Raw genomic sequence first — 13800 nt, forward strand, 5'->3', positions numbered from 1 at the left:
CATATTATGACTCTGAACTCCATCGCAGCGCAGATCCGTTACACTTTATGTGACGTATCCAGCCAGACTAAAACACCACACCTGGGCAGCTGTTTGTCCTGTGTTGATATTCTGACCGTGTTGTATTGGCGCACGATGCATATCACACCCAACAACCCGGCTGATCCTGAGCGCGATTACTTTTTGTTGGGTAAAGGGCATGCCGCCAGCGCGCTGTACACAACGCTTGCCTATCGTGATTACTTTTCTCCAACGGCACTGTACGAACATGGTCAGACTGGCAGCCAGTTTGAAGAGCACCCGGGAATACACGCCCCGGCAGGCGTAGAAACGGTTTCAGGGTCTCTGGGCCACGCTTTATCGTTAGCAACCGGCATGGCACTGAGCAAACAGTTACAAGGCGCTAAGAACCGCTTTTACGTGCTCATGGGCGATGGAGAGATAAATGAAGGTACAGTCTGGGAAGCAGCGATGTTTGCAGCGGGAAAGCGCCTAAGTAACCTGGTTGCCATTGTCGACTTTAACAAATTACAAGGTACCGGTGAAAGTACCGAAATTATGCATCTGGAGCCGCTTGAAGAAAAATGGCGTGCCTTCGGCTGGCACACAATGCGCGTCGATGGTCATGATATTAGTGCGCTGGAACAAGCTTTGGAAGCCGCAAAATCCATCCAACAACCTGTGTGCATTGTGGCCGATACGGTTAAAGGCAAAGGCGTGTCATTTATGGAAAACGACAACAACTGGCACTACCGCATTCCGACTGAAGAAGAAGTTGCTCAGGCAAAACAGGAGCTGGGAATATCATGAGAAACGCATTTGCACGAGTCCTGACTGAGCTTGCCAAAGACGACGAATCACTGTTGCTCTTTTACGCAGATATAGGTAATCGGTTGTTTAACCCGTTAAAGGAGTTTGCCGAAGAGCGCGCTATCAACGCGGGCATTGCGGAGGCTAATATGGCCTCTATGGCCGCCGGTAGTGCCATGATGGGCCACAAGCCCTTCATTTATACTATTACCCCGTTTACCACATCACGTAACTTTGAACAGATCAAAATTGATATCGCTTATCAGAATCAGCCCGTGATCATCGTTGGCACCGGCTCTGGCTTATCTTACGCTAACCTGGGACCCACTCATCACTCGTTCGAAGATATTGCGCTGATGCGTGCACTGCCAAATATGCACGTTATCTGCCCGGCTGACGCATACGAGCTTGAGCAACTGATGCCACAGCTGATAGAGCTTGACGCTCCTTGCTATTTCAGAATTGGTAAGAAAAACGAGCCTGCAGTCCATGAAGGAAACCCTGTCCTTACCTTTGGTAAAGTGCATGTGATGCGACCGGGTGAGCGCATTGCCGTACTGAGTACGGGTACCATTATGCCTCTTGCACAAGAATTAGTAAGCGAACTGACGGAGCACGGATTATCGCCAGAACTGGTGAGTTTCCATACCGTAAAACCGCTCGACGAAGCATATTTAAACGATGCGATAACCCGCTTTGACCATGTGATCACACTCGAAGAACACAATGTCAGTGGTGGTTTTGGTAGCGCTGTACTGGAGTATGTTAGTGAGCAGGCAAACTGGCCGCGGGTGCACCGTTTCGGGATCCCGGACCGCTTTATCGATCAGGTGCATTCCACCGCAGATGCCAGAGCCAAGGCTGGCCTGACTGTTGCCGATATTATGAGTACCTTATCAGAGCGAGGTGTGGTGTGATCATAGGTATAGATTTTGATAACACCATTGCCGACTACACCGGCGTGTTTTATCGCGTCGGTTGTGCACTTGGCTGGCTACCAGAGTCGGTCGGTCAAAGCAAAAATGAAGTAAAACAGTATTTTATTGACCAGGACAATGAAGCCAGATGGACCGAGCTACAGGGTATCGTCTACGGGAAAGAAATCACCCAGGCACGCCCCTACCCAGGTGCACTAGCAGCAATGCAACGCCTTCACGAACAAGGACATCAACTGGCCATCGTTTCGCATAAAACTAAATACCCGATTATTGGGGAGCGTGTTGACTTTCATGACGCAGCCACACAGTGGCTCCTCAGCCACGGCTTTATCGGCTCAGTCAATGCGCCCATTGACTCTGATTTGGTCTTTTTTAACGAGACCAAGGCGCAAAAGGTCACGCGCATCTCACAGCTCAAGTGTGACGTATTTATTGATGACCTGCCCAATATTCTGACTCATAGCGATTTTCCAGCACAGTGTCAGGGGCTGTTGTTTGCACCCAATGCACTTGAAGAGTTCAATGGCCCGCAAATCAACCACTGGCAAGCATTGGATGCCTGGCTATGTTCTCAGCTGAACTAACAAACTTTATCTCATCTACTCTGGGGCAAACCCACTGGCGCAGTTCCAGCTTGCCCCAGGGAGCAAATAATCAGGGACATAAGCTCTTTTCAGATAACAAAGCCTATTTTCTGAAATGCTTTGCGCCAGGCGCAAGGGCATTCGACAAGCTTTACAATGAATTTCAGTTTAGTCAGCAGCTACACAAGGCCGGTATCTCAAATATCGCCAGGCCTATCGGTTATTGTTCTAACACCTTGTCTGCCATATACGAGTTTATCGACGGCCACACCTTTGACACAGTGACAGCACAGGATGTCAGTGCAGCATACAATTTCATTGCAGCCATCAACAGTCATCAGGTTGAGCGCACGGCGCTCAATGCGGCAGCGGATAGCCCGGCTAAACTGGAAGACTTTATTCAATTAGTCACACTGCGTCTGGCACGATTCGAATCTCTGCGTGATAACGCTGAACTCAATACTCTGCTGACAGCAATAGAACTACGCACCAGAGTTATCAGCACAACACCTGGTATAGACTGGCAACAGCCCTGTCCAAAAGACGTGGTCTCCCCTTCTGACTTTGGCTTTCATAACGCACTGAAATATCGCGATGACGTGTATTTTATTGATTTCGAATATGCTGGAAATGATAGTGCCTGGAAGCTGTTATGCGATTTTTTTGCCCAGCCTGCCCTGCCTGTGCCACTGTCTTACTTACCACAGTTTTTGCGCTCGCCACTCTTTGCAGCACAAGCATCCGCCGGGAACACTCTAAAGTGCGTCTATGAGCTCACGCTGCTCAAGTGGTGCTTAATCATGCTCAACGAATTTTTACCTGATGTTCAGGCCAGAAGATTGTTTTCTTGGAACATTTCTTGCTTGGAAGAGAGGAATGCAAAATTACAACACATGCAGGCGCAGCAACTTGACAAGAGTCAACGCTACTTTGCTCAAATAAACGATAAAATGCATGCGTTACAAACCCAATTAAGAGACAAATAGAATGAAAGCAGCAGTACTATTTGAAACAGGTCAGCCTCTTAAGATAGTTGACAACATTCAACTGCCGGCGCTAATCACAGGCCAGGTGCAGGTCAAAATCCTCTACAGCGGCTTATGTCACTCCCAGTTGATGGAAGTCAATGGTGGTCGGGGTGAAGACAAATATTTGCCTCACTTGCTGGGACATGAAGGTGTAGGTATTGTCGAGGCGGTGGGTGATGGCGTCACCAAAGTACAGGTCGGCGACAAAGTCGTAATAGGCTGGATCAAAGGTGAAGGTCAGGATGCTCCGGGCGGAAAATATCCACATGACGGATACCTCATTAATTCGGGGAGCGCGACGACGCTGTGCGAGCAAACCATAGTGGCTGAAAACCGGGTTGTTAAGCTGCCTGAAGGCTTTCCGGACAAACTCGCCATACTGCTTGGCTGCGCCTTACCCACCGGGCTTGGTCTGGTGTTTAACGAGCTGAAGCCTGAGACTGAAAAGACTCTGGCCATTTTTGGACTTGGCGGGATCGGCATGAGCGCACTGCTCGCCGCAAAACTGAGCAACCCAACCAAACTAATCGCTGTTGATGTTAGCGAAGAAAAACTCGCCATAGCCAAGCAACTGGGTGCCACGCACACCATCAATGCCAACGATTCAGACCCTGTCAGTACCATCTATGACATCACTGAGGGCCTGGGCGTTGACTATAGCCTGGAAGCCGGCGGAACCACAACCACCATAGAACAAGCTTTTGAATCTGTGAGAGATGGAGGCGGTCAGTGCGTCTTTGCCTCTCACCCAAGCAATGAACTCAAGATCCAGCTGGAGCCCCATGCCTTTCACCGTGGCAAATCTCTTCGCGGCAGCTGGGGGGGTGGCAGCCAGCCAGACAAAGACATTCCTGTCTTTGTCGAATTATTCAAACAAAATAAGCTGGATCTGCACTCTTTGATCAGTAAGACTTATGAGCTCGACCAGATCAACGACGCTCTGGACGACCTCGCAAACAAAAAAATTATCCGAGCAGTAATTAGGATGGAATAGAAACTATGTAACAAGGGAAAAACATGAACAAACAAGATAAAACATTTTTTGGTACCGGCTCATCTCAGATGGCTAAAGAGACTTGGCTTAAACAGGATGAGAATGTTGACATCGAAGAACAGGACCTACTGACACTCGGTCCTTATAACAGCCAGGGGATTTTACAAGACCCCAAACGCTTTGGCTTCTTGATGTCTCGCCATAAATTTGTTTCTAAAATGTTTGCAGACTTCGATAATGTGCTTGAAATTGGTTGCCAGGAGGGGATGGGATCTTTGATCGTTTCTCAGACTGTGAAAAAGCTTACTTCCGTAGACTTTTACAAACCACATATCCAGGATGCACAGAAATATATGGGGAAGAATCTGGACAATGTGACTTTTCAGGGCCACGACATTATTGGTGGTCCGGTTGAAGGCACATTTGACGGTGTATTTACGATGGATGTGTTTGAGCACATCGATCCCCAGCAAGCTGGTTTGTTCATGGAAAATATAGTTGCTTCAATGACTCCTCAGGGTACTTTAATCTTGGGGATCCCCTCGCTAGAGTCACAGAAGTACGCATCAAAAGCATCAAAAGAGGGTCATATAAACTGTATGTCAGGCGCGGATCTAAAGGCATTTTGTGAACAGTATTTTCACAATGTCTATCCCTTTGGGATGAATGATGAAGTAGTTCACACCGGCTTCTTTCCAATGTGTCAGTACCTGATCATGCTGTGTGTGGCGCCCAAAAAAGAATGAGTTAGTTATGCACGTTGGTATTTTCACCTATCAAACAGGTCATTTAATGACCTACCAGTTAATACAAAAATTTTTAACTATGGGGTATGAAATCTCGCTTTTTGCGTTTCCTTTTTCATACCGCCCAAGCCAGCCGCGCCCTTTTGAGGAGCGGCCGTTTCAACTCATAGATCTAGATATAGAGACGTTTTGCCGTGCCAGTGGCGTGCAGTACCATGTCATGGATTGCTGGACAACCGTATCTTCTGAGCGGCTGAATGCACTGGACAACAAGCCAGATTACTTTGTGACAGCCATTGCAAAAATCATCCCAGAACACTTTATTGATGGCCACACCATTTTCAACTGTCACCCCGGGTTAATTCCAGAAAATAGAGGATTAGATTCTTTTAAATGGGCGATTGTCAGACAGCAACCAATCGGTATTACCCTGCATAAAATTGATAAACACATTGATGCAGGCACAGTAATCAAAAAAATGACCATACCGGTTATGCCGTCAGATACATATGCACAGGTTTGTGAGAGAGCTTACAACATGGAGTGTGACCTGCTCACACAATTTGCTCTGTATCTGGATCAAACCTCGGGTCACTGTACAGTAGACCCCGAAACACCATTAAGCCGACAAAAAATCCCAGCTGAAGTCGATGCTGATTTCGATCAGGTATTTGCACGCTACCTTAAAGCGCTATGCAGTGATGTGAGCCAATAATGTTTCAGCTTGTCTGATCCAGGAAGTCCTTATGAGTGAGATAAAAACCAGGTTTCTCGAGCAGTACCACAAACACAATCTAGCTAGCGCACCCTATGCTATTTACGGCAGTGGTGGCGGATGTGAGCAAATTATGGCTCAGATTAAACAAGATGCCTTAACCGCTCCGGCAATGATCATCGATGACAAACCCGGGACAGAGACTGTCACCGGATTGACCGACTTAACGCGTGAAGATTTGCAGCAATATAAGATAGTTGTGTCATCACAAACGTTTTTTTATGCCATTAAAGATAAATTACTCGATCGTTTCGCTCCGGCAGAGCTTGAGATAATCTCGCTGCTTGATTATCAAACCAGCTTTGATAACCCACTATATCGCTCAGAGCAGGCATGGAAAGAGCACACTCGACTGGCCCGTCGTGATTATCAGGGTGCGACTGTAAACGACTTTGGTAAAAACAAGTTTTTTATTGGCCAAGTCGAACAAACTTTTGCTAACCGCTTCAAACGAGTTGCCGAGTCTTTGGTCCGTTCAGGCTATGATACGACTGCCAGTCAGTCAGACTACACCTATTACCGCAATTTCACCTCGCTGAACGATGATGCGGAGGTACAGCGATTAGAATTAACGCATGAGGCCAGACAGCATATCGATGAGTTTCTGGCTCATGTGTATGACGATGTAAGCACTCAACTTGGCTATAACTGGCAGGTCGTCAATGGCCGTATCACCCGCCTGGCGCAAATATCGGACTCTCAATTGGGCTCAAACGCCTATCACACCGACAGTTTGCCAGACACAGTCATAAAACTGCTACTCTTTTTGACACCACCAAGCAAAGAGCTTGGTACAACAGCAATAAAAACGGAGCAAGGCCAGGAAATTTTCGTGACCGGGCCTACCGGCACCTGGGCATTACTGGAGGTCAGTCAGCTGCTACACAGAGGCATATCAAGTGCCTCAGCACAGCGCATCGTCTGCGAGCTAACCATTACGCCCAGCCGTCGTCGCAACACCACTGCCACCATAAAGGGGATCGTCTCACATTACCCCCTTATGCCGTGGCAACGTTGTAGTGAACTCAAAGTGTGTGTTTATCCAATCGGCTCACTGGAAAACGACAACTGGGCAATCTATGCAGACTCGCCATCGCTGTTTTACAACACACTCAGCCCGGAGAATGAGCAACCAGTCCACCTTTATCATGACGCCAACAGTGTCGCGTTGATTTATCTGACACCCCGCACACTCAATCTTGAGCACAACCGTTTACATGCATTACTGGCAGAGTCATTGCGCGTACTTAAGCCCGATGGGGATCTGCTGTTACAAGTGAACAAACAAACACAGTCAAACCAGGCGGCGTTACTAGAACACGCAGCAATAGAGCTTGGATTCACGTTTATTAGCTCGGAGCAGGCGTTACTGAAAAGTATCTACAACGATGTAACGACGCTTAATGCAACCGACACACATATTTTATTATTTAAAAAGCCTAAGGGAGACCTTCTATGAGAGTGATCATTTTTGGCACAGGAAAAGGCGGGCAAAATACCCTGCAGCTATTCTTAAATCAGCAAGGGCACGAGGTGGTATGCCTGATGGATAACAACGCTGCACTTTGGGGCTCGATGCGTGAAGGAGTAGAAATAAAAGGACCTGACGTTTTACCGTCTTTGTCCTATGACCAGATCATCATTGCCAGTCAGTACCATAAGGAGATTAAGCCCCAACTGCTCTCTTTAGGTGTCCCGGAAGAAAAAATCTATGTCGCGCATCATAATATGATGAACGGATTTAGCCTGGAGTTTGGCATTTTCACTGGCTACCCACAAGGCAAAGCGCCCGATATTCACACCTATTTTAGCTTTCGTGAAGACGTACTGCGAACGCTGGCAATGCAAGTTGAGTTAGTCATGGCCAATCAGGTTGCAGGTCACATTGCTGAGTTCGGATGTGGCACAGGCCAATCCAGCTACATGCTTGCCAGAACCCTCAGAGACTGTAGCCTGTATTACAATATGCCGGCTAAGCACCTGCACCTGTTTGACAGTTTTGAGGGCTTGCCAGCTTCTACCCATGATATCGATCTGGAGTCCCCTCTTGTGCAGAGTAACGTCTGGGGAGAAGGCGCCTGTGCAGACATCAGTGCACAACAGCTGGCAGATACACTCAATTCTCAGCTAAAGTTTTCAGATTTTAGTATTTATCAGGGTTGGTTCGAAGAAACTATGGTGCAAATCAAACCCGAAGAGCGCTTTGCACTGGTGCACCTTGACTGCGATCTATACGAATCTACCTATCAGGTACTCGATTATTTGTTTACCCACGAGCTGCTCTCCAAGGGCGCCATCTTGCTGTTTGATGACTGGAGCTGCAACGGCAACCTCCCTGAGTTTGGACAGCAAAGAGCCTGGGCCGATATCTGCGATAAATACGACATTCAGTTTGAGCCGCGTGGCCACTATGGTCTCGGCTCATATATCCTTGCGATACGCGGCTACAGCAAAAAATCAGCGAGCAACTCCTGATGAGTGTCGCTATCTTCAACGACAAAGACGTACTGACTGTCGACAGCAGTACCTTAAACATGTTGAAAGCGCGGGCACTGGCTTCTCCCACTAAGCGCTTTAGATTGTGTTGTCATAGAGATAATCAAGACCCTATCCAGGAAATGATTATTGTGTTACATCGCAGCGCGTTAATGACGCCTCATCGCCACCCCCAACATAAGTCGGAGTCCTATCATCTGATTGAAGGGGAAATGGAGGTATTTATTTTTGACGACAAGGGCCAGGTATCACAGCGTATCCCCATGTCAGATAACGGTCAGGATGCCTTTATGTATCGCCTTAGCGCGCCTTTGTGGCACCTGCCAATTGCCCGCTCAGAGTGGGTTGTTTATCACGAATGTTATGTCGGACCATTTGACAAAGACATAGATGTTGAATACGCCCCCTGGGCGCCGTCAGAAGATAAACCTGACGAATTACAAGAGTATTATAGAAGAATAACAGGTCAGTAATGAAAATAGCTTTATACGGTATTAATACAGTCACCGAACAACTTACCTCAGCACTAGCAGGTGAGCACGAAATTATTTATGCCTGCACATCGGGACAAGAGCAGTTTGAATCCCACCCTACTTTATCTTTGCCTGAGTTAGTCCAGACAGAGGTTGATCGGATCATCATTTGCTCTATGTTTGTCGATGAGATCGCACATGATTTAGTTAAACACGGTATAGACCTGGAAAAAATCTACTTTTACAACCAGATGCAAAGCATCATCGTAGCCTGCAAGGACGTTATTATCCCCACTGTGCGCAAAGACAAAGTACTCTACGCTGTCTTTGATTTATCTCGCAACGTTGCGACATTTGATTGCTGCTGTTTTGCCATACAAGCTGAATTGTACCGAGAAGAGCATCAATACGATTCCATCCATTTTGTTATCCAGCCGAAGCGCTCTGCGGATCCTGACTCCCTGAGTTTCACTACTTCTCATGAGCTGGATGATGTTGAATGGCGACTAAATCACATCGTTATTCCTGTTTTTGAAGCGCTTCCAGCCTGCTCGGGAGTGTCTAAAATGTCCTACCGCCAACAAGCGGTCGAGATGTTGCAACATCAGCCCCATGTCTTTCCCGAGTCATTCCGCGAAACACATAGAGGCATCCACCTGAAAATTGAACAAGTACTTAAATATAAGCGAGCTGGTATAGACACCGCACGTTTCAGACCGCACGCCCATGCCGAAGCATTAGTTGATAGCTTTGTTCAGGACCGTAATATTGGCGATAAAAAGTTACTGGTCATCACGCTACGCGAGTACCCTCTGCATGAGCACCGTAATAGTCCGGTGGAAGAATGGGCTGAATTTACTAAGCGGGTCGATAGTGATGAATTCCACATTATCGTCGTGCGCGATACCAGCAAAGCATGCGAAGCTCTGCCTGAGTGCCTGAGTCATTGTGATACCTTGCCGCTGGCTTCTATCGACATGCATGTCCGTTTTGCCCTGTACCGTCGTGCTCACATCAACATGAGCATCAATGGCGGTACCAGCTATACCTACTTCTTTACCGAAAACGTCAATTCGATCATGTTTATTCCCACCAGCCGGGAGCATTTTTCAAACAGCGTCAAAAATGTTGCCACCGGTGGCTATTTCTTTGGTGAACAACCAGAATTTAGAGCTCATGAGAATCAGGTCGTTATCTGGCACAGTGGTACCACTGAAACCATCCATGGTGCCTTCTTAAAACTCCATCGTCAGATACAAACCGGCGAGCTGCAAGACTTCTCCGACCTTTTTGACGATCCCGCTGATATGGAGCAAAGCTAATTAATGAGTGCACACACTTCACTTTCACTGGCACTGGTTGGACTCGGCAGTTGGGGACAAAAAATTGCCCGTACACTCAATGAGGAAGTCACCAGCGCGTCTCTGGATTTTGTGGTCACAAGCAACGAAAACCCTCACGACTTTGTATTACCGCATTGCCAGGTGTTTAATTCTGTAGATGTGCTACTGAGCAGTGATGTAAAAGTAGATGGCGTGATTTTGGCCCTGCCTCCGCATCTCAACAAAGCTGTGTCACTGAAAATTATGGCCGCTGGTATTCCTTTATTTATCGAAAAGCCTATGGCTATGAGCATTGCAGATGCAACCGAGATGCTTGACTTCGCCAGAGCACATAAAGCCATTGTGGCTGTCGATCACATCGACCTGCATCACAGTGCGATTACACAACTGCGCCACCTGCAACCTGGTGTGCCCAAACATCTTGAGGCCAAAATAGGGGCGGCCTACAATCCCAGAGAAAACTGGCCGCCACTTTGGGAGTATGCACCGCACTTTATTGCCGCAGCACTGGAGTTTTGCGACGAATTGCCAGACACCATCTCCAGTCGGGCACTCCCTGTCGACACCGGTCTGTCACAGGATGTATTAAGAGAAAATATTGAAGTGACTATGACCTTTAGTAATGGCAGCACGGCGACCGTCGTTGGAGGGAATGGGATGGCCAAGAAAACCAGACAAATGGCGGTGACCTATGGCACCGATGTCTACCATTTCGCAGACAGAGAAGACCCTGATCTGTATGTCGAACACCTGGATGGCAGGCAAAGTCAGCCGCTGAGCTCGCCTAATCGAATGCCACTTGGGCTGTCTCTTGAGTCTTTCATCGCTAAGATCCAACGCGGTCAGCCTTGTTGTGAAGAGTTTGAACTGGGCCTCAATGTGGTGAAAATACTCACTGGCGCAGATTTATCACGTCAGACTAAGCAACCTGTCAGGTGGAGTGCATTATGAGTGAACAACCCCTTGCTATCTTGGGCGGTAACCCGGTACGCACCACACCTATGCCTGCCCGAAAGGCGTTTGGCACGAGTGAGATAGACGCGCTCAATAAGGTGATTGCACATTATCAGCACAGTGAATCTGATCCTCCCTACGGCGGCGACTTTGAACAAGCTTATTGCAACGCCTTTTCAGAGTATATGGGTGGCGGTTACAGCGTAGCCGTTGCCACCGGCACGGCATCCGTATTCGTTGCCCTTGCAGCGCTGATGCTGCCAAAAGGACAAGAAGTCATTCTCTCACCAGTGACCGACTCGGGCCCTCTCGCATCTATTATTCACCAGGGATATGTGCCTGTGATAGCCGATGCGGCTGTGGATAGCTACAACAGCACCTGGGAACAAATAGAGCCGCTAATCACCGACAAAACCGGCGCGATTATTCTTGTCCACTGTGCGGGTATCCCAACCGATGTCGAAACCATAGTGACTCAGGCGCACCGGCGCGGTATCAAGGTCATTGAAGATTGCTCTCAGGCACCTGGCGCCAGATGGAATGGTCAAAAAGTCGGTGGGTTTGGCGATATCATGGCAACCTCGACTATGTATCGTAAAAATATTGCCGCCCCGGGCAGCGGCGGCATTGTTTACACTAAGAGCCAGTCTTTATATCACATGGCTTTAGCGCATGCGGACAGAGGAAAACCTGTATGGCAAGAAGGATACGCAGAGCGGGACCCGTCGCTTAACCTGTTTCCTGCCCTTAACTGGAACACCAACGAGCTTTCCTGTGCGGTTGCCCATGCTTCTTTGTCTCGTCTTGATGAGACCATCGCTGCGCGTAATGCGGTGCAAAATGCGCTAATTGAATGGATTAACACACAATCGACATGCTGTTATGTTGCCAAGTTCTCTGGCAGTGCGTCGCCGTTTTTCCTTCAGGTATTTATTCGCGAAGAGACACTCAGCGTAGATAAACTGACATTTTGTCAGGCACTGCAAGCTGAGGGAGTAGATCTGAATCCGGACTATAAATTCCTGATCAGTGACTGGAAATGGGCACTGCCCTACATCAAGCCCCCATTATCGACGCCAAATACCGTGTCTGCGCGGGACAGATCGTTTAACCTGTACTTAAATGAACAATATACCCAGCAGGAAGTAACGGATATTTGCACTGCCATTGCTAAAGTCGAACAACACTATGCCAAATGACACACCACAAAAGCACACAAGAACCGTCCTGGTGCAAGGCAATTTTGATGTCTTGCACGCCGGGCACATCCGGCTGCTAAAATTTGCCAAAGAATGCGGTGACAGATTGATTGTCGCTGTCAACGCAGATAAATCTATGGCTGTGCGCAGCCGTGTCAGTGAAGAGCTTAGACTAGAAGTGGTGCGCTCCTTAGAGTGTGTTGATGAAGCGCATATAACCACGGCCACTCCAGAGCAAGAGGTTGCACAGTTCAAACCCCAAATCGTGGTTAAGGGGAAAGAGTTTGAATCACGTTCAAATCCTGAACTCGCGGTTATAAACAGTTACGGGGGTAAGCTTATTTTTGGCTCAGGTGAGTTTGAAAGTAATTCTGAGCACTTTTTCCGCCGCAGTAAAAAGCCGGCGCCGGGAATGGATTTTGCCGAGGCTCGAGGGTTTGCCAACCGTCATAACATAGCAGCTGACGATTTATATGAGTTGTTTGATGCAATGAAATCCCTGCGTGTCCTGGTCATTGGCGAAGTCATCGTCGACGAGTATGTACAAGGCACAGCCGTAGGGTTGTCACAGGAAGATCCGACTATCGTGATCACCCCAAACCGCAAAGACACATTCCTCGGCGGCGCAGCCATCACAGCAGGACACATAAAAGCACTGGGAGCTGAGCATGTTGTGCTGGCTTCGGTATTGGGCGAGGATCAGACCGCGGATTATACACGCTCGCAAATTGCAAACTATCAGGTTGAACCTTTGTTCTTTAGCGATCAAAGTCGACCGACCCCTTTGAAGACACGTTACCGCGCCAGCAATAAAACCTTGCTGCGGGTTAATCAGGTACGTCAACACAAAATATCACAGGAGTTGCAGGCGCAAATATATCAGGCAATCGAAAGCCAGCTCAATCACATTGACCTGTTGGTCTTTTCTGATTTCAACTACGGCTTGCTGCCACAACCACTGGTCGAGAAAATTGCTGCTGCCTGCCACCAGGGTGGGATCAGACTGGTTGCAGACTCCCAGACCTCTTCACAAGTGGGAGATATTGCCCGCTACTGCAATATGGATCTGTTAACCCCAACAGAGCGAGAGGTGCGCGTATCTCTGAATAATCCGGATGACGGCCTGGTTATCCTGGCGCAGAAACTCACAGAGGTGTCGCAGCCAAAAAATCTGGTGATTACACTCGCTGAAGAAGGGATCCTCATTCACAAACCCAATCACACATTTGATGACTGGGAGAACGATCGTCTGCCCGCGTTGAACACCAACGCTGTCGACCCTGCCGGTGCGGGTGACTGCTTTTTAGCTGCCAGTTCACTGGCGCTGGTTGCCGGTGCAAACATTTGGCAGGCCTGCTACCTGGGTAGCCTGGCTGCCGCATGTCAGGTTGCGTCACTGGGTAATACCCCTTTGTCTTGTCAGATCCTTGAACAAGCCGTTAAGGATTCATTTAGTTAAT

The 13800-nt window shown here is 48.2% G+C and carries 14 protein-coding genes; all 14 read left to right on the forward strand.

Annotation, left to right across the window (positions count from 1 at the left end; all coding sequences use genetic code 11):
- Positions 1-6 precede the first annotated feature (6 nt).
- From ELR70_RS18820 to ELR70_RS18890, 14 genes are read left to right on the forward strand one after another with little or no spacing between them, the layout of a single operon-like run.
- Complete coding sequence (locus ELR70_RS18820; RefSeq protein WP_082353203.1) at positions 7-810, forward strand: transketolase; 804 nt, start codon at positions 7-9, stop codon at positions 808-810.
- Positions 807-1727, forward strand: a complete 921-nt coding sequence (locus tag ELR70_RS18825) for a transketolase C-terminal domain-containing protein (protein ID WP_054015596.1) — start codon at positions 807-809, stop codon at positions 1725-1727. Before ELR70_RS18820 ends, ELR70_RS18825 begins: the two co-directional genes overlap by 4 nt.
- Positions 1724-2332, forward strand: a complete 609-nt coding sequence (locus ELR70_RS18830) for an HAD family hydrolase (protein WP_054015595.1) — start codon at positions 1724-1726, stop codon at positions 2330-2332. Before ELR70_RS18825 ends, ELR70_RS18830 begins: the two co-directional genes overlap by 4 nt.
- Positions 2314-3318 carry a phosphotransferase gene (locus ELR70_RS18835; RefSeq protein ID WP_235577099.1) on the forward strand — a complete coding sequence of 335 codons (1005 nt, stop codon included), beginning with the start codon at positions 2314-2316 and terminating at the stop codon, positions 3316-3318. Before ELR70_RS18830 ends, ELR70_RS18835 begins: the two co-directional genes overlap by 19 nt.
- 1 nt (position 3319) lies before the next feature.
- The gene (locus ELR70_RS18840) at positions 3320-4354 is read left to right on the forward strand and encodes a zinc-binding dehydrogenase (RefSeq protein ID WP_054015594.1); all 1035 of its coding nucleotides are present in this window, start codon (positions 3320-3322) and stop codon (positions 4352-4354) included.
- Positions 4355-4377: 23 nt separating this feature from the next.
- Entirely contained in the window at positions 4378-5100 is a 723-nt protein-coding gene (locus ELR70_RS18845) for a methyltransferase domain-containing protein (protein ID WP_054015593.1), read from the forward strand.
- Between the two features lie 7 nt (positions 5101-5107).
- Complete coding sequence (locus tag ELR70_RS18850) at positions 5108-5815, forward strand: formyltransferase family protein (RefSeq protein ID WP_054015592.1); 708 nt, start codon at positions 5108-5110, stop codon at positions 5813-5815.
- Between the two features lie 31 nt (positions 5816-5846).
- Entirely contained in the window at positions 5847-7334 is a 1488-nt protein-coding gene (locus ELR70_RS18860) for a hypothetical protein (RefSeq protein ID WP_200908209.1), read from the forward strand.
- Complete coding sequence (locus ELR70_RS18865) at positions 7331-8350, forward strand: TylF/MycF/NovP-related O-methyltransferase (protein WP_054015590.1); 1020 nt, start codon at positions 7331-7333, stop codon at positions 8348-8350. Before ELR70_RS18860 ends, ELR70_RS18865 begins: the two co-directional genes overlap by 4 nt.
- Positions 8350-8844 (forward strand): WbuC family cupin fold metalloprotein, encoded by a 495-nt coding sequence (locus ELR70_RS18870; protein ID WP_054015589.1) that lies wholly within the window; start codon positions 8350-8352, stop codon positions 8842-8844. The genes ELR70_RS18865 and ELR70_RS18870 overlap by 1 nt, the downstream gene beginning before the upstream one ends.
- Positions 8844-10166: a hypothetical protein gene (locus ELR70_RS18875; RefSeq protein ID WP_054015588.1), complete on the forward strand. Its 1323-nt coding sequence runs from the start codon at positions 8844-8846 to the stop codon at positions 10164-10166. Before ELR70_RS18870 ends, ELR70_RS18875 begins: the two co-directional genes overlap by 1 nt.
- A 3-nt stretch (positions 10167-10169) precedes the next feature.
- Positions 10170-11138, forward strand: coding sequence for a Gfo/Idh/MocA family oxidoreductase (locus ELR70_RS18880; protein ID WP_054015587.1), 969 nt, complete (start codon positions 10170-10172; stop codon positions 11136-11138).
- The gene (locus tag ELR70_RS18885) at positions 11135-12340 is read left to right on the forward strand and encodes a DegT/DnrJ/EryC1/StrS family aminotransferase (protein WP_054015586.1); all 1206 of its coding nucleotides are present in this window, start codon (positions 11135-11137) and stop codon (positions 12338-12340) included. Before ELR70_RS18880 ends, ELR70_RS18885 begins: the two co-directional genes overlap by 4 nt.
- Entirely contained in the window at positions 12330-13799 is a 1470-nt protein-coding gene (locus tag ELR70_RS18890) for a PfkB family carbohydrate kinase (RefSeq protein ID WP_054015585.1), read from the forward strand. Before ELR70_RS18885 ends, ELR70_RS18890 begins: the two co-directional genes overlap by 11 nt.
- The last annotated feature ends 1 nt before the right edge of the window (position 13800 follow it).

Source organism: Pseudoalteromonas sp. R3 (assembly GCF_004014715.1).
Classification (GTDB): Bacteria; Pseudomonadota; Gammaproteobacteria; order Enterobacterales; family Alteromonadaceae; genus Pseudoalteromonas.

What these genes read in the sequence shown, in the direction of transcription:
- ELR70_RS18820 (WP_082353203.1), top strand. Translation starts at nt 7, where the DNA reads ATGACTCTGAACTCCATCGCAGCGCAGATCCGTTACACTTTATGTGAC.
- ELR70_RS18825 (WP_054015596.1), top strand. Translation starts at nt 807, where the DNA reads ATGAGAAACGCATTTGCACGAGTCCTGACTGAGCTTGCCAAAGACGAC.
- ELR70_RS18835 (WP_235577099.1), top strand. Translation starts at nt 2,314, where the DNA reads ATGTTCTCAGCTGAACTAACAAACTTTATCTCATCTACTCTGGGGCAA.
- ELR70_RS18840 (WP_054015594.1), top strand. Translation starts at nt 3,320, where the DNA reads ATGAAAGCAGCAGTACTATTTGAAACAGGTCAGCCTCTTAAGATAGTT.
- ELR70_RS18845 (WP_054015593.1), top strand. Translation starts at nt 4,378, where the DNA reads ATGAACAAACAAGATAAAACATTTTTTGGTACCGGCTCATCTCAGATG.
- ELR70_RS18850 (WP_054015592.1), top strand. Translation starts at nt 5,108, where the DNA reads ATGCACGTTGGTATTTTCACCTATCAAACAGGTCATTTAATGACCTAC.
- ELR70_RS18860 (WP_200908209.1), top strand. Translation starts at nt 5,847, where the DNA reads ATGAGTGAGATAAAAACCAGGTTTCTCGAGCAGTACCACAAACACAAT.
- ELR70_RS18865 (WP_054015590.1), top strand. Translation starts at nt 7,331, where the DNA reads ATGAGAGTGATCATTTTTGGCACAGGAAAAGGCGGGCAAAATACCCTG.
- ELR70_RS18870 (WP_054015589.1), top strand. Translation starts at nt 8,350, where the DNA reads ATGAGTGTCGCTATCTTCAACGACAAAGACGTACTGACTGTCGACAGC.
- ELR70_RS18875 (WP_054015588.1), top strand. Translation starts at nt 8,844, where the DNA reads ATGAAAATAGCTTTATACGGTATTAATACAGTCACCGAACAACTTACC.
- ELR70_RS18880 (WP_054015587.1), top strand. Translation starts at nt 10,170, where the DNA reads ATGAGTGCACACACTTCACTTTCACTGGCACTGGTTGGACTCGGCAGT.
- ELR70_RS18885 (WP_054015586.1), top strand. Translation starts at nt 11,135, where the DNA reads ATGAGTGAACAACCCCTTGCTATCTTGGGCGGTAACCCGGTACGCACC.
- ELR70_RS18890 (WP_054015585.1), top strand. Translation starts at nt 12,330, where the DNA reads ATGCCAAATGACACACCACAAAAGCACACAAGAACCGTCCTGGTGCAA.